This window comes from Lentibacillus persicus (assembly GCF_900112705.1).
Classification (GTDB): Bacteria; Bacillota; Bacilli; order Bacillales; family Amphibacillaceae; genus Lentibacillus; species Lentibacillus persicus.
The window spans coordinates 175,208-198,248 of record NZ_FOMR01000008.1 but is presented as its reverse complement, the minus strand read 5'-3'; the positions used below and the strand labels follow the sequence as shown (position 1 = coordinate 198,248).

Sequence of the window (23,041 nt, the reverse complement as noted above, 5' to 3'; positions counted from 1 at the left end):
AGTATAATAACCGTTTCGATAATCCCGGGAGCCTGTCCCGCGCTCGTAAGGCTTATTATTTAAGTATTCATCACGCTCCTTTTCCATGTACTCGTTTAGAATCAATACGATGGTTGATTTGGTAACTGCTTCGATATTGGAATTCATAATGGAATCTTTTAATTTATCCATATTTAGGGTAAACTGGATTTGGGTCATTTTAATCCCTCCTACTTTTTTTCTCGGTTGAAAACATTGTAACATGGGGGATTAATTTGACCCTTTTTTTGATTCCTTTTTACACAATTATATGGACTTTATCCAACGAATTGTGCCGATGCGGCCGCCGGGACTGCTGCGAAAATGATTGCCAATACAGCTATCAAGAGCACCTTGGTTCTAAAGCCTTTCTTTCTGCTAATCATCAAACCCTTCCCTTCTTTGTCGAATTATGAACTGCCGCCTCCACAACGGTTCATTACTTTCCTTATATATTAAATTCAAGACAAAATACAAGGGCATAAATAGCTATTTTTAAGTGAAAATTTTGTTTTCTAGCAAATTGTGATTATTTTATAGAATAGCATGTCGAATGGGCACAACAATGTTGACTGGGGCAGGCTGGAAATAATAAAGGTTGTCGACTGCCTCCGCAAGCCGAAATTTAAAGGGGGTTTATTGCATTAGATAAGCGTGGCGATGAGTATTGGGGGCTGCTGTCGCACGAATTGACCGCGGACTCGCACGTTTCAGGCTCGCTGTCGCACGAATCGACCGCAGACTCGCACGGTTCGGGGCTCTTCTCGCACGGTTTGCCCACGGACTCGCACGTTTCAGGGCCGCTGTCGCTCGGTTTGATGCCACTCCCACACGTTTAGGAGCTCCTCCCGCACGATTCAGAACGCTTCTCGCACGGTTTGGAGGATTATTGCTCATCCAATATCACCGATGCCTTTTTAAGAACGGTTTTCGGCCTCCACCGAAAACCGACGTTCTGAATTTTCCTTATCCAGCCGGGCATACGTTTCAATCCTCACGGCAACGCTCCTCTGGCACGTGCAATTTAATCACGAAAAGCAGGAGGCAGGCCTTTGATGGTGCGAGAGAGGCCCGTTGTGGTATACTGTTATAAAAATGGGAGGTGTGATCATGCGTGATAAAAATAAGACCGATTATACTGAACTCATAAAAGAAACCAACCTCACATATGATGATTACGCTTCAATTGATGACGGGAACCGCTATGAACTCGTTAACGGGCAATTAGAATTGATGAGCCCGGCACCATCTGTTACCCACCAGATGTTCAGCTTTCAAATGCAAAAAAAACTTACTGAAAGCTGTGAATCAGACTATATTATTTTAAATGCGCCAATTGACCTTATACTGGCTGATAACGAGGTCAGGCAGCCGGATCTCATACTTATTCACCGTAAGCGGTTGAATATTTTACGTAACCGTGGTGTCATAGGGCCTCCAGACCTTGTTATTGAGATCCTTTCCCCGTCGACATTAAAACGAGATAAAATTGATAAGTTAAATACGTATGCCAACTTTGGGATTCCCGAATATTGGATTGCAGAACCTAAAACAGGGATTTTAGAGCAATACTTTCTGCACAATGAGCAATACAGTCTTATTGATGTTTTTCAGGAAGATGAGCATGTTACCTCTCCCCACGTCCCATGTATATCTTTCACGATGGCCGACATCATGAAAAATATTCCTGATTTGGATTAGAGTTAAGGAAGTGTCCGGGGAAACTTTCGGCCTTGTTCATGTCTCGACACAAAAATCAGACTTATAGGCTGAAACATCAATCTAAATTCTTGTGTGCTTACTCTTGCTTATTGATTTTGTCCAATTCAGTCTTCTTATATTTTATAGATTTAAGTCTATCATTAATAAATTCCGGATCAAACTCCCTGAATAATTGCTCTTCAGCCCATTCTTTCATATGGTCATGCTCCGGATGATTCTTGTTATGGTAAATTTCCATAAAGGTATAAAATCCCGGTATGCCGCCGACATCTTCCGGCGGTGCTGTTTCAGCCCCGACTAACGGGGGCCTGACCCCACAATGAGGGACAGACCCTTTCCGCGCCTTCATCGTAACAAACCTGCTTGTTTCAAGCCGTGCCAAATACCGTCATCGCCAACGTGTCGGGTAACGCTACCGGCTGCTTTTTTTACAATATCAGCGGCGTTGCCCATTGCGACGCTGTTTTGAATCGATTTCAGCATTGGGATATCGTTCAGGCCATCACCGAATGCGTAGATATCTTGCGCGGGGATATCAAGCTTTTGAATCAATTGACTGATGCCTGTCGCTTTGGAAGCACCGGCTGGAACAACGTCCACGGAATACTCATGCCAGCGGACAAAATCGAGTTGATCAAACGTTTGATCATATTCCGTTTCACCCTCGCCTGAACAGAAAAGCATGGTTTGATAGACTTCATTGTCATGATAAAAGGTGGGGTTGTACTTTACTTCCTTTCCAAGCTTTAATGAATCGAGTGCGGCTTTGATATATGGATTCTTTTCCGTGTTCGCATACCAGTCTTGATGATCAATATGGACCAATGGATGCTCGCGTTCATCCGCGTATTTTTCCAATGCTGCAATGGCTTCAGGCTTAAGCGGGTTTTTATAAATCGCTTCCTTGTTGTGCACCACATACTGCCCATTGATGCTGACATACGTGTCGATATTCAGCTCTTCCGCCAATGGATGGAACGCAAACGGTGCGCGTCCTGTTGCGATCGCGACAAAATGCCCGTCCGTCTGCAACTGCGCAATCGCTTCTTTCGTGGAGTCCGGCAGCCGCTTTTCATCATCAAGCAACGTGCCATCTATATCGAAAAAAATTAACTTCTGCGTCATGTCATATCCCCGTTTCATAAATGATTTGCTACTATTATTCTACCATAAATGGGACAAGGTGTCAGACACCTTGTCCCACCAGAGGGACGGGGAGTCAGACCCCGTTGTCCCCCCCTCTTTCTATCGTGAAGATGCAACTTTGAATGAATATTTATGTGGGTGGTAATAAACTTTGGAGTATTCAAATACTGTGCCGTCTTTAAATGTTGAATAGGCCAGCATATGCAGCAATGGTTCTGCGGCTTCAATATTAAGATATGTTCGAATTTCTCCGGTTGGCATTTTCGGGATAAGTTCACCGTAACGTGTGTCGATGTGATATCCTTTACTGCCAATATAAGCATATTTTGACCGTTTCATTACGTCAATTGATAGATCGGGAAACAATTCGACAGGCAAATACGATTCCTCCAATATGAGCGGTTCTCCATCAGCAATTCGCAGGCGTTTAACATAATAAACTTTTTCCTTCGCTCCGATTTTAAGCCAGTGCTGGGCATCCTCGGGGGGATGCATCAGCTGAAACTCCAAAATTTCGTTGGAAGGGTTATTGTCCAAATTACTCATTTCTTCGGTGAACCCTTGTAATTTCATAATGTCATGTTCGATTTTTTGTTGACGGATGTAAGTTCCACTCCCTTGAATTCGGTAAAGGACCTCTTCTTCCACCAATTGTTTGATAGCTTCCCGGACCGTCACCCTGCTGACGCCATATGTTTCGGCGAGTTTGGTTTCAGAGGGAATGGCATCTCCGTCCGACAGCTTTTCTTTCTCTATATCTTGTTTTATATTGTTTGCAATTTGTTTGTATAACGGCAACGATTTATTCCACATCTTTAAAGACCAGCCTCTCAAATTTCCTATATAAAGTGTACCATGTTTCACTATTTTTTAATACCAATCGAAAAAGTTGTATTAAATTCGTATTGATTTCTGTGTAAAATTGATTTAAAATTGTATTAACGCTATCATGAAAGGGGTTTCAGTTGTATGGACAGAAAAAATCTTGTCATTGTCGGCGGTGGCAGCACATATACGCTAGGTATTGTGATGAGTTTGATTGAAGAAAAAGAAAATTTCCCACTTCAGTCCCTCACGCTTTACGATATCGATGAAGCCAGACAAGAAAAAATTGCAAAAGCTGCAGCAATTATGCTGCAAGAACATTATTCTGAGCTAGAAGAATTCACATACACAACCGACAAAGCTAACGCATTCAGTAATATCGATGCCGCCTTTATCCAAATTAGAACCGGCGGACTCGCCATGCGTGAATTGGATGAGCAAATACCTATTAAACATGGGGTTATCGGTCAGGAAACAAGCGGGGCCGGCGGAATGGCATATGGGTTACGTTCGATTAATGACATGATCGAACTCGTAAGGGATATTCGTCACTATTCCAAAGATGCATGGATTTTGAATTACACAAATCCCGCAGCTATTGTGGGACTTGCCTTAAAAAAAGAATTCCCTGACGATCAAAGACTTCTCAATATTTGTGATATGCCAATCGCAATCATGAAAAGTTATGCCGATCTCTTGGAAAAAGATATATGGGAACTTGTGCCGGAATATTTCGGATTAAACCATTTTGGCTGGTTTAGCAAAATCTTTGATAAGGAAGGCAATGATTTAACAGGTGAACTTAAAACCAAAATTACGAGCGGTGATTTTATTCCAACGGATAAAGAAATCGCCAACGACGCATCTTGGATTCAGACCTTCCGAAAAGCACGGCAAATGCTTATTGACTTTCCAGAATTCTTGCCTAACACGTATTTGCAATACTATTTGTATCCGGATGAACTCGCGAAAAAGGATTCACCAGATAACACCCGTGCTCGCCAAGTTATTAACGGTAGAGAAAAGCAGGTGCATGAATTATGTGACCATATTATTGCCCAACAAACGACGGGTGACATGACAATTGAATCGGATATTCACGGAGTTTATATGATTCGCGCTGCTGCATCCCTTTTATTTAACTTGAACGAAACCTTTATCGTGATGGTTGAAAATGATGGCATCATTTCCAATCTACCCACGGATGCATTAGTAGAAGTTCCGGCAATTTTGACGAAAAACGGTCCAAAAGCTTTTTCAGTCGGGGCTATTCCTACCTTTTACAAAGGTATCATTGAAAACCAGCATGCGAGTGAAAAACTCGTTATTGAAGCTTATTATGAGAAAAGCTACAACAAGCTGCTGCAGGCATTAACACTGAACAGAACCATTGTTCATGCCCCGACAGCAAAAGCGATTCTAGATGATTTGATTGAAGTCAACAAAGATTATTGGCCCGAATTACAATAAATCTATAAGAAAGGGAGGCGGACTGATGCTCAAACTCATTATCAACGCTGATGACTTTGGCTATTCCAGAGCCGTCAATCACGGTATTATCGATGCACATACCGAAGGGGTTCTCACATCAACTACTTGTCTTACCAACATGCCCGGGTCGTCTCACGCTTATCAGCTCGGGCGGGAGCACCCTAACCTCGGAATAGGGGTTCATCTGACACTGACATGTGGCAAGCCGCTGCTGGACAACCATCAAACACTCGTTGATGCCGATGGAAATTTTAAAAAGCTGCATCATTATACGCATAAATTTTATGTTGACCAGGACGAGCTGTACAAAGAATGGAAAGCGCAAATCGAGGCTTTTCTTGATTCAGGGCTCACGCCTACGCACTTGGACAGCCATCACCACATTAATAATCGAGAAGAAATACTACCAATTTTTACGCGGCTTGCCAATGAATACAAGCTTCCCGTCAGACGTAATTTTAACCAAAAAGAAACGGGGACATATTTGGTCACAACCGATCAATTTGAATATAACCCCGAAGTATTGTTAGCGGATACACAAACAATTCTGGAACAGTACAAAGGGGCAGAGACAGTTGAAATTATGTGCCACCCGGCATATTTAGATAAATTTCTCATGGAAAATTCCTCATATGCGACACCACGTCTCGAGGAATTGGCCACAATCACACATCCGAACACAAAAGCAAAATTGGGGAATATGGAACATTTTGAGCTGATCACATTCAACGAATTAATCGAGAGGTGAAAAATCAATGAAACGTTTCATGCAAAACTTGGGGAAATCCATGCTGATTCCGATTGTGGCCTTGCCAGCCGCAGGTATTTTATTTCGTATCAGTGCGGAAGACTTGCTTAATTGGCAATTAGTTCAGGCGGCTGGCGCAATATTTAATAACATGGACATCTTAATCGCTATCGGGATCGCTATGGGTCTTTCAAAAACCAAAGATCGGGGCATACCTGCACTTACAGGATTCTTAGCCATCGCCGTTCTGAATGAAGGGCTGACCATCATGAATCCCGATTTGGACATGAGTGTCTTCGGAGGGGTGTTATCAGGTTTAATTGCCGCTTTTATCTACAACCGTTTTAAGGATACGAAACTTCCGAATATCTTTTCTTTCTTTGGCGGTGAAAAATTCCCAATTACAATGATTATCGTTACGATGATACCTGTAACGGGGATTTCAGTGTTGTTATGGCCGTACGCGCAAGCAGCGATTGATTCCCTCGCACAAGGGCTGGTTGGATTAGGCGCCACAGGCATTTTCATCTTCGGATTTCTGAACCGCTTCTTGCTTCCATTTGGTCTTCACCATGTGTTAAACACTTATATCTATTTCGGTCTGGGAAGCTATGAAACAGCCAGCGGTGAAGTGGTGACAGGTGAAATCACACGTTTCCTTAATGGAGATCCGACGGCAGGCTACTTTTTAGGGGGATTTTTCATCGTCATGATCTTTGGTGTACCAGCTATCGCCTTGGCGATTACCAGAGCTGCTCATAAAAAAAAGAAAGAGGACACAAAAGCTTTGATGAGTTCAGGCAGCCTGACATCTGTGGTAGCTGGTCTAACTGAACCGATTGAGTTTACATTTTTATTCACTTCACCACTGCTATATTTCATCCATTCCGTCTATACAGGGCTTGCCGGAGCGACTTTATATATACTGAGTGTACGTCACGGCTTCTCCTGGGGCGGCAGTGTCATTGATTATGCATTAAACCTAGGCATAGCTGATAGCGGCTGGATGATCATCCCTGTCGGTCTCGCCTTTGGTGTACTTTACTACTTTACGTTCTATACACTGATTGTCAAGCGCAACATTAAGGTTGTCGGCCGGGAAGATGATAAGGAATTTAATGAAGAGCGTGAAGAAGCAGAAAAAGACCTTGAGCTCAGCCATGGAAAATATGAGTATATGGCGAAAAAAATCTTGCAAAATATTGGCGGAAAAGATAATCTTGTAGACTATGAAAACTGCATGACCCGACTTCGTTTGGTGGTAAAAGACGCATCTGTCATAGACGAAGACAAAATCAAACAGACCGGCGCACACGGCCTTGTAAAAGTAGACAACGAACACATCCAAATCGTTATAGGCCCCGACGTCAGTAACGTTTACCAAGAATTTAAGAAACACGCCGAATCATAAATGGGACAAGGTGTCAGACACCTTGTCCCATTCCATTCTCCATCGGGGGACGGGGAGTCAGACCCGTTGTCCCGATCATTCATACTGCATGTATACGACTTGGGTGACGAGGAAGTCGTCGACGCCGTGTTTGCCGTCGGTGCCGCCGAGGCCTGATTTGCGCATACCGGCGTGGTAACCTTGCACCGCTTCGAAGTTTTCGCGGTTGACGTAGGTTTCGCCGAACTTGAGTTCATTAATGACGCGCATCGCTTCGTTCATGTCGTCGGTATAGAGCGATGATGACAGACCGTAGACGGTGTCGTTGCCTTTTTCGATTGCTTCATTGAGCGTTTTGAACGTATCGATCGGGATAACGGGGCCAAAAATCTCATCCTGCATAATTTCTGAATCATGTGTGACATTCGTCAAAATCGTCGGTTTATAGAAATAGCCGTTCTTATGATCTGCGCGTTCGCCGCCTGTGACAACCTCCGCGCCATCCGCTTTTGCGTTTTGAACCATTTCATCCACTTCTTCGAGACGGTCGTTGCTGATAAGCGGACCGACATCAACATCCTTATTGTCACGCGGATTACCGATCGTTTTGCTATCAAAGCGTTCCGTCAGTTTTTCAATCAATTGATCCCGGACGTCTTCATGAACGTAGACACGCTCAGCGTTCGTGCACGCCTGTCCATTGTTTGCCAGCCGGGACGTGGTAATATGATCAGCTGCTTTATCGAGGTTAGCATGTTTTGTCACGATTGCCGGTGCTTTGCCGCCGAGTTCAAGGTTCGGTTTCGTGATATTTTGGGCCGCTGCCTCCATAATTTTAGTGCCCGCGCCAATACTTCCGGTCATGGAAATCATTTCGACCTTTTCATGGCGGGTCAACGCATCGCCGACTTCCGAACCGGTACCGGTGACGACATTATAAACACCTGCGGGGATGTCATCCATGCCGTCGACAATCTCGGTAAATGCCATCGTTGTGTTCGGCGTTTTCTGACTTGGTTTTAATACAATCGTGCAGCCGGTAACGAGGGCTGTCGCCACTTTTCGTGCCAAAATAAACACCGGGAAGTTCCACGGGACAATCCCTGCAACCACACCAATCGGTTTTTTATAGATAAAAATGTTTTCATTTTCCCTGTCGCTCGGCACGATGTCCCCTTCGATCCGGCGTGCCCATTCCGACATGTAATGAAAGTAGTCAATCGCTAAATCGACTTCACCCTCAGCGAGACCATAATCTTTCCCTTGCTCTTCCTGTAGCAGATCAATAAATCGCTCGCGCTGCTCCTGAATGGCATCGCCCAGCTTGCGGACGACTTTGCCGCGTTCATTGTTCACCGTGTGCTCCCACGTGTTCTGGGCATTGAACGCCGCTTCAACTGCCCGGTTCACATCGTCTTCGGTTCCACGCGGCACTTGCGAAATCACCTCTTCCGTCGCCGGGTTGATGATATCAAGCCAATCATTGCCGCTCGATTCCGTATATTCACCATTAATATAAAGTTGATGACGCTTCATGAGGACCATCCTCCTTATCATTATGCTTCCATTAATGATGTTCCACGTTTTGAATGGTGCAAAACTACGGGGGAAGGGGGTCTGGGGGAAGGGGGTCTGACCCCGTAAAAAAAATATAGAAAAAGCCTTGCAGGGCGATGCTGCAAGGCTTTTGGCATTTGTTTTAAGAATAAATGTTAATTGGAAGCAGTTATGCCACCATCTGCGATAAATTCAGACCCTGTTGAATAGCTCGAATCGTCTGATGCTAAAAACAGGATAAGCTTCGACATTTCTTCAGACTGCCCGGTCCGTTTCATCGGGATGGTTTCTTTCATTTGATCAACCAGTTCCTTGGATCCTTCACCTTCAATCATTGGCGTTTGAATAACTCCTGGATGAACCGAGTTAACACGGATGCCATATTCGGCAAATTCCAGTGCAGCACTCTTTGTCATCCCGCGAACCGCAAACTTGGAAGAATCATAGGCGGCGTTGCCCGCAGCACCGCCGAGGCCGTTAATGGAAGATACATTGATGATTGAACCGCCACCGGCTTTTTTCATCGACGCTAGTACTGTTTTCATCCCTAAGAAGACTGAAACCTGATTGATCTCGACAACTTTTCGATACTCTTCATCGGACAATTCATCAAAATTTTTCGTAACAACGATTCCGGCATTGTTGACCAGGATATCAACCGGACCGAAAATTGCTTCGGTTTCAGCGATGACCTGTTCCCACTCATCCGCCTTCGTGACATCATGTTTCATAAATTTTGCGTTGTCGCCCAATTCCTTTTCCAGCGCTTTACCTTCATCGACCAGTATGTCGGAAAAAACGACCTTCGCACCTTCTTCAACGAACTTGCGCACATGGGATGATCCTTGTCCACGCGAACCACCCGTAATGACAGCTACTTTACCATCAAGCTTCCCCATATAACCATTCCTCCTTGTGATATTCTCTCTCTAACTAGCTTTTCTGTAAACGTTTTCACAAAATAGTAGATTTGAAGGCGGAGACAACGGGCTGACTACAAGTCACCAGGATTCGTTGATATTCATTCGGATTCATTTAGAAAAGTTTTCGGCAACCGCCGAAAACTGTCCTAACTATTATCATTATTTTTTACGCTCGTTGATGCTCGCTTGCAAAAACAAAATTTCCTCTGCAAGATTCCGAAGCCTTTTCATAACGAGATTGTCGGTGATTTCCCCGGTTTCCAAGTCGAAACAGTCGTTTTGCACGAAGACATTTTCTGATGGCACGAGTCCTTTAAAATAGGACAGGACGGGCTTCAGCTGATATTCCGTAACGAGGAAATGCTTCTCAGACAAGCCCGTTGAGACAATGCCGGTCACTTTATTTTTAAATGCGTAATCGGGAAAGTGATCGAGCAAATTTTTCAGCACACCGGCAATTGATGCCTGATAAATCGGGGTTCCGAACACCAGACAGTCGGCCGCCATGATCTTATCTGCGACAGGCCACGTGTCATCATCAAAATATGCCAACGGTGAGCCATCAGCAAACGAAATGTCATAATCCCTTAAATCAATGAGTTCTGTTTCAACGGATTTATCAATCAGCTTGGCATTGGCCAGCACATCATAGACTGCTTTGGCTGTCTTATCACCGGCCAAAGTTCCGGATACTCCTACTAACTTCAACGTGACGCCTCCTCGCCTAGTTATAGTGATGGTGGTTTCAAGTTTGTTTATAAGTACAGCAATTCCCTATTGATCTGCTTGTGATGTTATTTCTTTCATAAGGAGGGCTGTATCAATATTTTAATCGATTGCGTGCCGCTTTCCAAATGTTCCATTCAATTAAAAAGGAAAAGGCGTCTGAACATTGATCATTGATGGTGGACTGGAGATGACGGTAGCGGCGGATAGGATAACGATTGTTGCCAGCGATTGCGGTGCGGGGTGCGGGGGGCGCGGAAGTGTCGATCGATTTGGTAAGGGGGCGCACGATTTGGGCGCGGGGTCGCACGGTTTAGGCCTGTGGTCGCACGGTTTGAAAGTTATCTCGCACGATTCACCGGCGTTCCCGCACGGTTTGCTGGGCGTTTCGCACGTTCTCGGCGCTTCCCTGCACGATTCGCCGGCGTCCCCGCACGTTCTGAACGATTCCCCGCACGATTTCGCGTGGCTCTCGCACGTTTCAAGCAACCAACTCGTTCGCTTCCAAACTCACTTCAATCACGAACCCTTCCTTTTGATAAAGCCCATCTTTTAATAAGGCAGATTTTTGGCTCCTGCCAAAAATCACATTCTATTAGAATCATATTGGTATTTTCGGCATGTGCCGAAAATTACCTTCTAACTGCTGTGTCATTTCTTTTTATACCAGCTGCGCTGTTTTTCATTGTAGGCCAACCCGCTTTTTTTGAGGATGCGTGTGGCCACGCCTCTGTTTTTGAGACCCAGGAACCTCATACATTCGCTGTTGGTAATGGTATTTTTTATCAGCATGAGGTAATCGTTGAGTGCATTCAGGTGGGCATTGGTATGTTTTTGCATGCATTTGGGGCACCACCATCCGCTGTGAACGCGTTTCATACCAAGCAGACGGCATTTGGGACAGATGACGCCGGGCAGGATATCTGATGGTTTGATGCCATAAATTTTATACAAATCCCGATCGAATTGGCCGCTCTCGTGAAGGATAGCTTGTCCGATTAGTTTGGCGGGCAGTTTTTTGGCACCGCTCCGGGCCAGCTGGCGTTCGTATGCCATGATGAGATTGGAGACTTCTGCACTGTGCGTGACGTATTTAGCTACTTTTTCCTGGCTGCCTTGGACTTTGACAATTGTTGATGGGTCGGCAATTACGGCGAAGCTTGTGATGGGGATCTGTGTGAAGTAATGCTGGGTCAGCCAATTTTGAAGATGGAATGCCTGATTTGTAACTTGGGTAATGGGATATTCGAAGCCTGATTCAATTGTGCCATCGGAACGGGTGAGCTGCCGGAGAGTGGTGTTGAATTCGATGGTACCGTTGTAATTTTTGGAATCAGCATTGTAGACGGCATAATCACCGATGATGCAAGAGTCAATTTGAAAGTTTTTGTTGTTCTGGCGGAGATAAACATCACGGAGTATGTCGTACATTGGCGCGAGGTTATCGAGGTAATAATCGACTTGTAACTCACCGTTGTAGCCGTGCTGCTGCTTTCTGACATCTTCTTGCATTTTCGAAAGGGTTGGAAATTGAGCGGGCAGCCGCGGGATGACCGCATCGAGTTTTTTGAGTGGCAGTGGTTTTGAACGATGCTGACGTATCATTGTTTTGCTCCTTTATTAAGTTTTGGGGGTGGTCTTTACTATAGCATATTGGTGAGCTTAAAGGAATTTTTATGAAAATTTTTCTTGGGCGGGATGTAGCTACGGGTGACATTTGGCTGATTGCAGGTGGATGGAGGGGCGGTGTCGTGCAATTGACGGTGAGGTCGCACGGTTCGAAGGCGATGCTCTCGCACGATTTCCGAACGAGCCCGCACGTTTCTCCACCGCTCTCGCACGTTCTGGACGGGGTCTCGCACGGTTCGGCGGATTTGTCGCACGGTTTGAGCGTAGCCTCGCACGGTTTGGGCGTCGGTTCGCACGACTTGGTGGATGTGTCGCACGGTTTGAGCGTAGCCTCGCACGGCTTGGCGCCGGAGTCGCACGGTTTACCACCGCTCTCGCACGATTTCCAAGCGGTCCCGCACGGTTCTTCGTCTCTCTCGCACGTTTCGAAAGCGATCTCGCACGGTTGCTGTTGAGGTCGCGACGAATCGGCCGTACGCCTGCAACTGGCGGGAAGTTGTTCCAAAAGCATTTGACATTTTTTGAGAAAAATTTTAAACTTCTTTTATTCTTAAAATTTGTGCAGCTGGAAACAAGGTCGCAACCAGACATTGATATCAAGGAGGCGATTATAATGGAAAGCTTCACAGCATTCATCAGCAATCTGACGAACTTCGTCTGGGGGTTGCCGATGATCATTTTATTGATGGGTGGCGGGGTTTATTTGACCGTTCGGCTTGGTTTTTTCCAATTCACACAACTGCCGCACATTATGAAACAAACATTTGGTAAAATTTTGGCGAAAAACAACGATCCCGGTACGGTAAGTCCTTTTCAAGCGACATCATCCGCTCTTGCTTCGACGATGGGCGCTGCCAATATTGTAGGCGTTCCGGTGGCGATTGCGCTCGGGGGACCAGGGGCTGTATTTTGGATGTGGGTGGTTGCCCTGATTGGCATGGCGACGAAATATTCAGAAGTTGTGCTCGGACTGAAATACCGTGAAAAAAATGAGGATGGTGAGTTTGTGGGCGGGCCCATGTATTACATCCGCAAAGGGCTTGGATGGAAGAAAGTAGCTTATTTCTTTGCGTTTGCCCTGATGATTGAGGTGGCTGCAAGTACGATGGTCCAGGCAAATTCGATCGCCTCCAATATTGAAGGCGCTTTCGGTATCCAGCCTTTCATCTCAGGACTGGTTATCATGCTGATCGTCGGTCTGGTTATCTTCGGAGGTGTCAAAACCATTGGCAGCGTGACAGAAAAATTGATCCCGCTGATGGTGGTGATTTATCTCGTCCTTTCTCTCATTGTTCTCATCTATAACGCTTCCGCCATTCCGAATGCGCTGGTTTTGATTTTCCAGCATGCTTTAACGCCGATTTCCGCCACTGGAGGATTTGCCGGTGCCGGAGTGGCAGCGGCCATTCGCTGGGGTCTAGCACGCGGGTTATACTCGAATGAAGCAGGAATGGGAACGGCACCCATTATTCATTCAGCGGCCCAAAATAATCACCCGGCCAAACAAGGTTTCTGGGGCGTGTTCGAAGTCATGCTGGACACACTGGTCGTCTGCACAATGACCGCGCTGGTTGTTATCACTTCCGGCGCCTGGACAGATGTCGGCTCGGATAACGCTGCAAACATGGTAGCAATCGCTTTTTCAACCGTTTTCGGTGACACAACAGCCGGTGCGATCATTTCCATTGTGCTGCTCTTATTTGTCATTTCGACAGTCATCGTGCTGATTTATTATGGCGAAAAACAAGCCGAGTTCCTGTTCGGCATCCGCTTTTCCAATTTCATGCGGGTTGTCTATACCATAGCCATCTTGATTGGTGCAATCGGCGGCCTGCAGTTCATCTGGCAATTTCTAGACCTATTGTTAGCCATGGTCATTGTGCCCAATATCATCGCACTTATTTTCTTAAGCAAACAAATCCGCGCCGTGACGGACGACTATTTCCATGGCAGCGCAAAACAAGATTGATTGTGTGCTAGGCAGTGGTTCGGCGAGCGGGGTTGATTGGTTTGGGCGTGTCGCACGATTTTGGTGTGAGGCCGCACGGTTTGGCGGGTAAGTCGCACGGTTTGACGGCGTTCCCGCACGGTTTGAGCGTGAGCCCGCACGTTTTGGCGGCGGAGTCGCACGTTCTGAGCGTGCTCCCGCACGATTCACCGGTGTTCCCGCACGTTCTGGGCGCTGCCCCGCACGATTCACCACCAATCCCGCTCGACCCAAGCCGCTCCTCGCACGTTTCACCGCCATTCCCGCACGACTCAAGCCGTCCCTCGCACTTTTCAGGCACGAGCTCACAGGGTCCAAACGACCAATCCCGCGGATGTCACACCTCGCCCCACATCAAACAGGCCTCAAGTCGCCCCGGAGGCTATCCTACATAAATCCTACCAAAAACCACACCCTTCCAATACGACCTAATAGAAATTTTTCCACCACAAGCCATCGCATCAATATATAAAATCAGGCTTACCGCCAAGCTTTAATGGCGATAGGCCTGACTCCAACCTCTCGTAATTTCCGAAAAATGCTTATCCTTTTTAACTACCGCGGGGTCATGAACAACTGCGTCCAGTAGGTGCCGTACTTAAGCCCGCCATCTTCTACATATCCAACACCGATGTGGGTGAAGTCTTCCTTCAATATATTTTCGCGGTGGCCTTCGCTGTTCATCCAGCCTTCCACGACTTGCTCGGGGCTGCGCTGCCCGGCGGCGATGTTTTCACCGGCCAGACGGTAGCTAAAATCAAATTGATCCATCATTTCAAACGGGGAGCCGTATGTCGGTGATGTGTGGCTGAAATAGTCGTTGTCGGCCATGTCCTGTGACTTTTTACGAGCGACATCACTTAAGCGATTGTGCATCTCGAGCGGGGACAGTCCCCGCTCAGTCCGCTCGTCGTTGACCAGTTCCACAACTTCTTTTTCAAATTCAGTGGGATCTGTCCCCTCATTGGTATCCCCGGCGGGAGCTGTCTCCCCGGTCGAGTCGGTTACGGACGTGTCGGGCGTTGTAGACGCCGGTTCCGAATCCTGCTCAAACGATTGAATAAGCTCGCTCAGTTGCCTTTCCAAGTGCGCTAAAGAGTCTTCTAGTGAGAAATCCTGTTCGTTAAACCAATCCTGAGCCGACACTGTCCAATTTTCTATTTTCGAACCTATCTTATCCGAGTTCCACCCATTCTGAACAGAATCCGGTGCCCAAATCCATACCATCAATATAATTGCAATTAATATAAATAACCGTTTCATCGCGGTTGCTCCTTTAATGTCAATCTTAACGTTGTACCTCTATCATACACCTTGGACGTGCAGTGCACAAAAATGGAGCATTGGAAGACGCGGTTCCGGAAGTTATCTACGGATGGTTGGTGTAGGGGTTAGGAATGGGCGAGTTTATTGTATTCTCGATCTTCCCGACAGCGACCTCGCTCGGCTTGATCGACGGTCGTTGCGATGGCGCTTTCACTCGATTTACCACCGCAAGCCACCGCGCAACCGCGATGGCCATCTTTTCTTTCAAAAGAGGTTTTCAGCCGCGGCTGAAAACCTCCTTCATTAACTGTAGTGAATACCTTTTTCAAGCCAGGCGCTTCCTGCTTCGCCAAGTGCTTCAGAGACCGTTGGGTGCGGGAAGACCATAGTGTCGAGCTCCTCTACCATGCCTTCGAGATGCATGTAGGCAGTCGCCTGGCTGATCATTTCGGTGACGTGGGCGCCGACCATGACGACGCCGAGCATTTCGCCGTATTTCTCTTCTGAGATGAGTTTCATAAAGCCGCTTGTTTCACCGGCTGCGATTGCTTTGCCGTTCGCGGCGATGTCGACTTTCTTCGTCCGTATGCGGTAACCGTGTTTTTTCGCCTGATCTTCAGTCATGCCGACGCTTGCAACTTCGGGAAACGTGTAGACACAGCGCGGGATAGGTGATGCTGGTGGCGGGGCGCTCCCCGCAATATGAGTGACAGCTCGTATGCCTTCCTCGCTTGCGGCGTGAGCAAGCTGATAGCCACCGATCAGATCGCCAATCGCATAAATGCCATCCACAGTGGTCTGCAGGTTCGGATCAACTTTGACAAATTTACCGTCAAATGTGACGCCGAGATTCTCAATCCCGGTCAGGTTCGGCTCGCGGCCGACGGCAACCAGCACGCTGTCGGTTTCGAGAGTGTTTTTCGTACTATCTGCCGACTCGACTTCAACCACTGTCTTCCGGCCGTTTTTGCTGAAGCCGGTAATTTTAGCATCCGTCTGAATGCCAATGCCTTTCTTGCTCAGTTCCCGCTTCATATAATCTGAGGCCTCACGATCTTCAGTCGGTAAAATACGATCAGCCATTTCAACGATTTCGACGTTTGTATCAAGGCTGTTAAAGATACAGGCGATCTCGAGACCGATCACCCCGCCGCCCATAATCACCATATCGGACGGTACCTCTTCAATATCAAAAATCGTATCACTCGTATAATAGTCAACCGCATCAATACCTGGCAGCGTTGGAATGAATGGTTTTGATCCGTTTGCCAAAATGACATTGTCAGCCTGGATTGTCTCGGCTGAACCGCCGCCTTTAATCACGACGGTTTTATCTTTGTTGACGGTCCCGATGCCGTCAAACACATCAATCTTGTTTTGCTTCATTAAGGCTTTAATGCCATTTTTCAATGTTTTAACGACTTTTGTTTTCCGGCCGACCATATCTTTGATTGAAAAAGAAAAGTCATTAACGGTGATGCCGTATGTTTTGGCACCCTTAATATTTTCAATGACCTCGACATGTTTCAGCATGGTCTTGGACGGAATACAACCGCGGTTGAGACATGTCCCGCCAAGATCGTCCCCGGAGACGAGAGCGACACTTAAGCCTTCTTTAGCCGCCCTGATCGCTGCAACATAGCCGCCAGGGCCTGCGCCGATAATTGCGAGATTATAACATTTCATTCTAGTTCACCCCTTATATCAACAGGCCGTATGGATTTTCCAGCCGCTCTTTCAAATCGGTCAAAAATGCTGCGGCGGGTGCACCATCGATTGCCCGGTGGTCGAATGACAGACTGAGCGTCATTATTGGCCGGACTTCGATTTCACCGTCAATTACGACCGGTTTTTCGACGATGCGGCCGACACCGAGAATCGCAGTTTCTGGCGGATTGATAATTGGTGTGAACCCGTCGATCGCATACATGCCCAGGTTACTGATCGAGAATGTACTGCCCGCCATCTCATCAGGTGTCAATTTATTGTCGCGTGCTTTTTGACCGAGCGTTTTGCTTACTTTCGTCAATTGTGCGAGACCTTTCTTATCTGCATCTTTAACCGACGGGACAATTAAGCCGTCTTCAACTGCCACCGCAAGTCCAATATTGACCGACTTATTCAGCACAATCTCGTTGCCGTCAAGCGATGCGTTGACCCGCGGATGCGCGTCCATTAGCTGTGAGACAGCCTTCATCAAAATTTCGGTGTAGGAGACTCTGTACCCGGTTTGTTTTTCAATAATCGGCAAGAGTGTCTTGCGCACATCGATGACATGCGTCATATCGATCTCGCTCGTCAGTGTGACATGCGGAATTTCAGTTGTACTTTGAACCATTTTATCGGCAACAGCCTTCCGCAGGCCTTTCAGTTTGATGCGCTCGACATCGTCAGCCGGAACGCTTTGTGCTGCTGCATGCGTTGTATGCTGCAGGACGTCATCTTTGCGCACTTTTCCGTGGGGGCCTGACCCCTCGACTGCTGACAAGTCAACGCCTTGATCGGCAGCAATTTTATCGGCAAGCGGTGTCGCTTTCGTACTGTCGAGAACATTTTTCACATCGTGCTCATGGCGGCGTCCTTTTGGCCCGGAGCCTTGCACCGAAGCCAAATTAACATTTGCTTCACGGGCAATACGCCGGGCTGCAGGCGTGGCACGCACTTTGTCGTCTCCTGTACCATCTTGAACCTCATCCGCGCTTGCGTCAGCTTCTGATCGCGCCGTTTCTTCCTCAGCACCTTCACCGTTATCCGCTCCAGCTTCAGGAGGGTTTTCAGGCACATTTTCCCCTTCTTCGCCGACATAGCCAATGACGGCATTGACCGGAATTTCCGCATCAACATCATAATAACGTTTCAGCAGCACACCTTCTTCATACGATTCCACTTCAATGTTTATTTTGTCGGTCATGATTTCAAATAACGGTTCCCCGACTTCAACGGAATCGCCTTCTTCTTTAAACCATTCCAGCAATGTACCCTCTTCCATGGTACTGCTGAGTTTCGGCATAAATACTTCTTTCGCCATGATAGAAAACCCTCCCTTACGCTTTATTCAGTGTTTCTTTTACGGCTTGTATAAGATCAGGCACTTGCGGCACGTGCGCTTTTTCCAATTCAGGGTTGTACGGGATTGGCGATTCAGCACCGCCCAGTCGTTTGATTGGTGCGTCAAGAAAGTCAAATGCGTCACTTTCTGCAATCATGCTGGCAATCTCGCCGCCGTATCCGCCGCGTTTGACCGCTTCGTGCGCCACAACGACACGTCCCGTTTTGGAAACAGACTTCACAATTGTTTCTTTATCAAGCGGTACCAATGTTCTTGGATCGACGACTTCAACGCTGATGCCTTCTTTTTCAAGTTCTTTCGCTGCTTCAAGCGCGCGCGGCACCATGACCGCATAGGCAACAATCGTGACATCGGTTCCTTCGCGTTTAATGGCGGCTTGTCCGAGCGGAATGCTGTATTGTTCTTCAGGCACATCGGATTTCGTACCGTAAAGCGTTTTGTGTTCATAAAAAATAACCGGGTTGTCATCATCAATAGCGGCTTTTAAAAGGCCTTTGGCGTCATAGCCTGTTGATGGCTGAACCACTTTCAGTCCCGGGATGTGGGCGACCCATGCTTCAAGACTCTGTGAGTGCTGAGCAGCAGCACCTGTTCCCGATCCGCTCGGTGTGCGCAGAACCATCGGCACGTGGCCTTTTCCGCCGTACATATAACGGATTTTCGCCGCTTGGTTGGCCATCTGATCCATTGCAATTGTAATAAAATCGGAAAATTGCAGCTCAACGATCGGGCGCATGCCTGTTAATGCCGAACCGACTGCTGCTCCGGCAATACCGGCTTCACTGATCGGGGTATTGCGGATGCGGTCCGGCCCGAATTCTTCGATCATTCCGCGTGTCACGCCGAACGCGCCGCCGTAAACACCAATATCTTCACCTAAAATATAAACATCATCGTTTTTGCGCATTTCCTGGCTTAATGCTTCGCGAACTGCTTCTGAGTACGTAATCTCTCTCATTGCTATTCCCTCCTATGCATAAACGTCCGTCAGTAAGTCATCTACTGTTGGCATTGGGCTATTTTCGGCAAATTCAACCGCGTCTTCAATTTCCTTTTTCGCGCTTTTGCGGATTTCTTCGGCTTTTTCTTCCGTTAAGATGCCAGCTTCAATCAGCACTTCTCTGTAGCGTTTGATCGGATCTTTTGCTTTCCATTCGTTTTCTTCTTCACGTGTGCGGTACTTTTTCGCGTCACTTTTCGAATGGCCTTTCCAGCGGTACGTTTTCGCTTCGATCAGGGTCGGCCCTTCGCCGCTGCGGGCACGTTCAATCGCATCGTGTGATTTGTTCATCATATCAACAATGTCGTTGCCGTCTGCCACAACCCCCGGAATGCCGTATGCTGCAGCGCGGTCAGCGATATGTTTGACGTTGGTCATTTCATTGACGTTTCCGGACATACCGTACAAGTTGTTTTCGCAAACAAAAATAACCGGCAGATCCCAGATTGAAGCCAGGTTGACGGCTTCATGGAAACTTCCTTCGTTTGTTGCGCCATCACCGAAAAAGCACACGGTTACATAATCGAGGCCTTTCATTTTCGCTGTCAGGGCTGAACCGACTGCAAGCGGGATGCCGCCTGCGACGATGCCATTGGCGCCGAGGTTTCCGATGTCAAGGTCGGCAATATGCATGGAGCCGCCTTTGCCCTTACAGTAGCCGGTTGTCCGACCGAACAGTTCAGCCATCATCCGGTCCGCTGTTGCGCCTTTGGCAATGCAGTGGCCGTGGCCGCGGTGGGTGCTCGTGATTTTGTCTTCGTTGTCCAAAAGCGCACAAGCGCCGGCAGCACTGGCTTCCTGACCGACCGCCAAGTGCGTGGTACCGTGGATCATACCTTTGGCAAAAAATTCATCTACTTTTTCATCGAAGAAACGGATAACCCACATTTGTCTATATAAATCTATCAATTTGTCCTGGCTGACCTCCGGGACAAGCGTCACATCTTTTGTCAGTTCCATTCGTTTCACTCCTTATTTACATATGTTCTTAATTGTTACGTTTGTAACTTTATTATAAAGTGAATTCCCGGCCGGGTCAAGGTAAATCCCCTGCCCGCCTGGTTATTCAAAACGCCTTTTGATGTGAAATTTTGTCATTCTTTACTTCGCAATTGATGTAAAGCACGAAGTAGTGAAAATTTCATTAGCCTCTCTTACGACGCAGCTGGAATATACTCGCTTTCCGTGGGCTCACCACGAGCCTCCTCGTGAGCAAAAACCGCTCACTGTGGGGTCTCTTTGGCTCGCTGTCCCACAGGAGTCTCGCATATTCCAGCTGCTGGTGTGAGTGTGTAACTATCATCACTGAATGAACCTATAAAATTTCTATGAGCTATTGTCAACGAAGGAAATACACGCCGACTCCTGCGGGAGCAAAGGCATAGGCGAGACCGCGCAGCGCATCAGCGCAAGTGGGCTCACCAGCCGCCCGCGGAAAGCGACGAGCCAAAACATCCACCGAATCCGCTGCAAGTTGCGAGGAGTGCCGGCTGCACCGAATTTGCTTGCAACACGACGAGCACCAAGTGTATTTCCGTAGCGGTAAACGACGTACCAACTCATACTTTCGCAGTTTAAAAATTTGAATTACAAAGAACTGCCTTCAAGCAAGGGCTTCCGCCACCAAGCACAGGCCCCCTTTTCAATTACTACTGTTTATCCTGAAGCGCGCGCAGCTTCCAGATGGTTGATTCTTTCGTCTGCTCGACATCGTCATACGTGATGACATCACCTTTTTTGACAGCGTTTTTCAATTTCACATTGCTATCAACTAAGCCGATTGGAAGAGCGTGATTGCGCTCAGCTTCTTCAGCCTTGTACAATTTCCCGTAAACCGAGTAACCGCCGATGCCATCCAAGTAGTCACCTTCAGCGAGATCTTTCTTAGCAACGGCGACTGTCTCACCCTGCAGGCCATAGTGCGGGGCGATTGTCGGTTCGTTATCAAAATAAGCTTTGGCAATCGACAAAGGCGTTTCCAGACTAGTCAAATGGTACGGGCGGTAAAGGACATAGTTTGGTCCGTCACCCATTTTCAGGTATTTCATTTCCGCGTTCACTTCATCTTTATCGGATGCAATAATGGCAAAAACTCCTGGGGCGACGCCATTGACAAAATCAACAACTCGCCTTCCGTTCAACTTACCGCCTTTGTCTTTTTCAATAAAAATTCCCGGAAGGTCAGCAACACTTCCTTCAAACCCGTGCATGCCGGGCTGATCAGGTGCAAAGCCGGTCGCATTCGCTACACAGTTCATTTCTACCATTGTTTTTGTGCCATCCTGGAACGATGCCAGCATTTTCGGGCTCGAGCCTTTTTGCTCGGCTTCTTGAGCGGTCACGTCCGGATTGGATTCGAGGTTGAGTGGATTGTTTTTTCCTTTGCCGAGTGCTACGATTTCAAAGCCCATTGCATCGGCAAAATCGTACAATTCCATTAACGCACCAGGCTCATCGCCGGCAGAACCCGTGTAAACGACGCCGCTTGCATCCGCCATTTTTTTCAAAAGCGGACCGACGGTCACGTCTGCCTCGACGTTCAGCATAACGATATGTTTATTGTTCAAAATACTGTCCCATGCAATTTCGGCACCGATATTCGGCACGCCGGTTGCATCAACGACTACATCCACTTCGGAAAGCGCTGTAACCAGTTTGCTGTCTTTCGTCGCGATGACTTTATCCTGGCTGACGGCAGCACAGGCTTTTTCCAATTCATCGGTTTCCACAATATTTGCTCTGTCGATGCCTGCATTTTCATACGCATTTTTGACATTATTAATAGCAAGGTCCGCTGTTATGACGACACGCATGCCTTTCATACTTTCAATCTGGGAAATCATGCCTCGTCCCATTTGCCCTGCCCCGACTAGGCCGACTTTAATGTACGACCCTGACTTTTCAAAATTTGCTAGTTTACGATTAATACCTAACATGATGATTCACTCCTCGTGTGGAATTTTCTATTATCTTGCAAATGAAATGGTGGAACCGACACTGATTTCAGGAATTGACTTTTTCTCAAGGCAAACCGTTCCAGGCAGTTCTGACGTTGCTTCTCCATTAAAATGGAATGTGGCATGTCCCAAGTCCTGCATCGTTTCATTGACTTTGTCACCAACGAAAAGAATCTCAAAAGCTTCCCCATCGATCACCATTTTGTCACCGGTTTTTATTTCCCCCGAAATGGTCTCGCCGTTATGCACAAATGCGATGCTCTTTAAATCCGCTGGGACGGTTTCATTAAACAAAATAATCATATTTTCTTCAGTCATTAATGGCGCCTCAGTTCCTACTTCGACGACATTGATATTGTAATAGGCATTTGACATCTGAATTCCTCCATGACGTTAAGTTTACATTTGTTCTATATTATAACATACGTAAAAACGTTTGCAATGTAAGAGACTGAAACAAATGGTTTTAAATGAAAGACGAACGATATTAGGAAGGAATAGGGATAATCCGCTGCGGAAATATGCTCCGCTGGCCCTCATTATCGTTCACCTTTAACTTTAAAATGTATTTTTGTCCCAGCCTCAT

Annotated in this window: 23 protein-coding genes; 6 read left to right on the top strand and 17 right to left on the bottom strand. The window is 47.0% G+C overall.

Translation table 11 applies throughout. The annotated features are described in order from the left end of the window. Window positions 1-198 (bottom strand): transposase (locus BMZ22_RS12120; protein WP_177183436.1); only part of this gene is annotated, 198 nt, incomplete at its 3' end. Window positions 199-1,128: 930 nt separating this feature from the next. Here BMZ22_RS12120 and BMZ22_RS12115 point away from each other — a divergent pair. Next, a complete protein-coding gene (locus BMZ22_RS12115; RefSeq protein WP_090085926.1) occupies window positions 1,129-1,719 on the top strand; it encodes a Uma2 family endonuclease in 591 nt (196 codons plus the stop codon). Between the two features lie 97 nt (window positions 1,720-1,816). Here BMZ22_RS12115 and BMZ22_RS12110 read toward each other — a convergent pair whose 3' ends face one another. The 3 genes from BMZ22_RS12110 to BMZ22_RS12100 all read right to left on the bottom strand — a co-directional run bounded on the left by BMZ22_RS12110 (window position 1,817) and on the right by BMZ22_RS12100 (window position 3,699). Further along, window positions 1,817-2,089 (bottom strand): IS1096 element passenger TnpR family protein, encoded by a 273-nt coding sequence (locus BMZ22_RS12110; protein ID WP_090085923.1) that lies wholly within the window; start codon window positions 2,087-2,089, stop codon window positions 1,817-1,819. Next, entirely contained in the window at window positions 2,086-2,865 is a 780-nt protein-coding gene (locus tag BMZ22_RS12105; RefSeq protein WP_090085921.1) for a Cof-type HAD-IIB family hydrolase, read from the bottom strand. The genes BMZ22_RS12110 and BMZ22_RS12105 overlap by 4 nt, the downstream gene beginning before the upstream one ends. A gap of 120 nt (window positions 2,866-2,985) precedes the next feature. Then, window positions 2,986-3,699, bottom strand: a complete 714-nt coding sequence (locus BMZ22_RS12100) for a GntR family transcriptional regulator (RefSeq protein ID WP_090085920.1) — start codon at window positions 3,697-3,699, stop codon at window positions 2,986-2,988. A 156-nt stretch (window positions 3,700-3,855) separates the two neighbouring features. On the opposite strand from BMZ22_RS12100, the gene BMZ22_RS12095 reads away from it, so the two are divergent. Genes BMZ22_RS12095 through BMZ22_RS12085 form a run of 3 tightly spaced genes read left to right on the top strand, consistent with a single transcriptional unit; the run spans window position 3,856 to window position 7,361 of the window. Then, window positions 3,856-5,181, top strand: coding sequence for a 6-phospho-alpha-glucosidase (locus BMZ22_RS12095; protein WP_090085918.1), 1,326 nt, complete (start codon window positions 3,856-3,858; stop codon window positions 5,179-5,181). A 25-nt stretch (window positions 5,182-5,206) separates the two neighbouring features. Beyond that, complete coding sequence (chbG, locus tag BMZ22_RS12090) at window positions 5,207-5,950, top strand: chitin disaccharide deacetylase (protein ID WP_090085914.1); 744 nt, start codon at window positions 5,207-5,209, stop codon at window positions 5,948-5,950. Between the two features lie 7 nt (window positions 5,951-5,957). Then, window positions 5,958-7,361: a PTS transporter subunit EIIC gene (locus tag BMZ22_RS12085; protein ID WP_090085912.1), complete on the top strand. Its 1,404-nt coding sequence runs from the start codon at window positions 5,958-5,960 to the stop codon at window positions 7,359-7,361. 75 nt (window positions 7,362-7,436) lie between these two features. On the opposite strand, the gene aldA is transcribed toward BMZ22_RS12085, so the two are convergent. The 3 genes from aldA to BMZ22_RS12070 form a co-directional block, all read right to left on the bottom strand. Beyond that, window positions 7,437-8,876, bottom strand: a complete 1,440-nt coding sequence (aldA, locus tag BMZ22_RS12080) for an aldehyde dehydrogenase (protein ID WP_090085909.1) — start codon at window positions 8,874-8,876, stop codon at window positions 7,437-7,439. Between the two features lie 176 nt (window positions 8,877-9,052). After that, the gene (locus BMZ22_RS12075) at window positions 9,053-9,796 is read right to left on the bottom strand and encodes a glucose 1-dehydrogenase (protein WP_090085905.1); all 744 of its coding nucleotides are present in this window, start codon (window positions 9,794-9,796) and stop codon (window positions 9,053-9,055) included. Between the two features lie 183 nt (window positions 9,797-9,979). Continuing rightward, entirely contained in the window at window positions 9,980-10,528 is a 549-nt protein-coding gene (locus BMZ22_RS12070) for an NADPH-dependent FMN reductase (protein WP_090085903.1), read from the bottom strand. A 184-nt stretch (window positions 10,529-10,712) separates the two neighbouring features. Between BMZ22_RS12070 and BMZ22_RS12065 the strand changes: the two genes are divergently transcribed. Continuing rightward, window positions 10,713-11,102: a hypothetical protein gene (locus BMZ22_RS12065; protein WP_143069982.1), complete on the top strand. Its 390-nt coding sequence runs from the start codon at window positions 10,713-10,715 to the stop codon at window positions 11,100-11,102. Window positions 11,103-11,197: 95 nt separating this feature from the next. Here the strand turns inward: BMZ22_RS12065 and BMZ22_RS12060 are convergent, their stop codons facing one another. Beyond that, the gene (locus tag BMZ22_RS12060; RefSeq protein WP_090085898.1) at window positions 11,198-12,151 is read right to left on the bottom strand and encodes a nuclease-related domain-containing protein; all 954 of its coding nucleotides are present in this window, start codon (window positions 12,149-12,151) and stop codon (window positions 11,198-11,200) included. A 130-nt stretch (window positions 12,152-12,281) separates the two neighbouring features. Here BMZ22_RS12060 and BMZ22_RS12055 point away from each other — a divergent pair, with 130 nt between their 5' ends. Further along, a complete protein-coding gene (locus tag BMZ22_RS12055; protein WP_245745381.1) occupies window positions 12,282-14,144 on the top strand; it encodes an alanine/glycine:cation symporter family protein in 1,863 nt (620 codons plus the stop codon). A gap of 7 nt (window positions 14,145-14,151) precedes the next feature. On the opposite strand, the gene BMZ22_RS17140 is transcribed toward BMZ22_RS12055, so the two are convergent. The 9 genes from BMZ22_RS17140 to BMZ22_RS12015 all read right to left on the bottom strand — a co-directional run bounded on the left by BMZ22_RS17140 (window position 14,152) and on the right by BMZ22_RS12015 (window position 22,830). Continuing rightward, window positions 14,152-14,463, bottom strand: a complete 312-nt coding sequence (locus tag BMZ22_RS17140) for a hypothetical protein (protein WP_218144054.1) — start codon at window positions 14,461-14,463, stop codon at window positions 14,152-14,154. A gap of 254 nt (window positions 14,464-14,717) precedes the next feature. Continuing rightward, window positions 14,718-15,425, bottom strand: coding sequence for a CAP domain-containing protein (locus BMZ22_RS12050; protein WP_090085896.1), 708 nt, complete (start codon window positions 15,423-15,425; stop codon window positions 14,718-14,720). Between the two features lie 128 nt (window positions 15,426-15,553). Next, window positions 15,554-15,757, bottom strand: coding sequence for a hypothetical protein (locus tag BMZ22_RS17135; protein ID WP_090085894.1), 204 nt, complete (start codon window positions 15,755-15,757; stop codon window positions 15,554-15,556). Next, complete coding sequence (gene lpdA / locus BMZ22_RS12040; RefSeq protein ID WP_090085892.1) at window positions 15,732-17,114, bottom strand: dihydrolipoyl dehydrogenase; 1,383 nt, start codon at window positions 17,112-17,114, stop codon at window positions 15,732-15,734. The genes BMZ22_RS17135 and lpdA overlap by 26 nt, the downstream gene beginning before the upstream one ends. Window positions 17,115-17,127: 13 nt before the next feature. Further along, window positions 17,128-18,456 carry a dihydrolipoamide acetyltransferase family protein gene (locus tag BMZ22_RS12035; protein ID WP_090085890.1) on the bottom strand — a complete coding sequence of 443 codons (1,329 nt, stop codon included), beginning with the start codon at window positions 18,454-18,456 and terminating at the stop codon, window positions 17,128-17,130. A 16-nt stretch (window positions 18,457-18,472) separates the two neighbouring features. Continuing rightward, window positions 18,473-19,456 (bottom strand): alpha-ketoacid dehydrogenase subunit beta, encoded by a 984-nt coding sequence (locus BMZ22_RS12030; protein ID WP_090085888.1) that lies wholly within the window; start codon window positions 19,454-19,456, stop codon window positions 18,473-18,475. A 12-nt stretch (window positions 19,457-19,468) separates the two neighbouring features. After that, window positions 19,469-20,452 carry a thiamine pyrophosphate-dependent dehydrogenase E1 component subunit alpha gene (locus BMZ22_RS12025; RefSeq protein WP_281242088.1) on the bottom strand — a complete coding sequence of 328 codons (984 nt, stop codon included), beginning with the start codon at window positions 20,450-20,452 and terminating at the stop codon, window positions 19,469-19,471. Window positions 20,453-21,147: 695 nt separating this feature from the next. Further along, complete coding sequence (locus tag BMZ22_RS12020; RefSeq protein ID WP_090085883.1) at window positions 21,148-22,434, bottom strand: NAD(P)H-dependent oxidoreductase; 1,287 nt, start codon at window positions 22,432-22,434, stop codon at window positions 21,148-21,150. Between the two features lie 30 nt (window positions 22,435-22,464). Continuing rightward, the gene (locus BMZ22_RS12015) at window positions 22,465-22,830 is read right to left on the bottom strand and encodes a PTS glucitol/sorbitol transporter subunit IIA (RefSeq protein WP_090085881.1); all 366 of its coding nucleotides are present in this window, start codon (window positions 22,828-22,830) and stop codon (window positions 22,465-22,467) included. Between the last annotated feature and the right edge of the window lie 211 nt (window positions 22,831-23,041).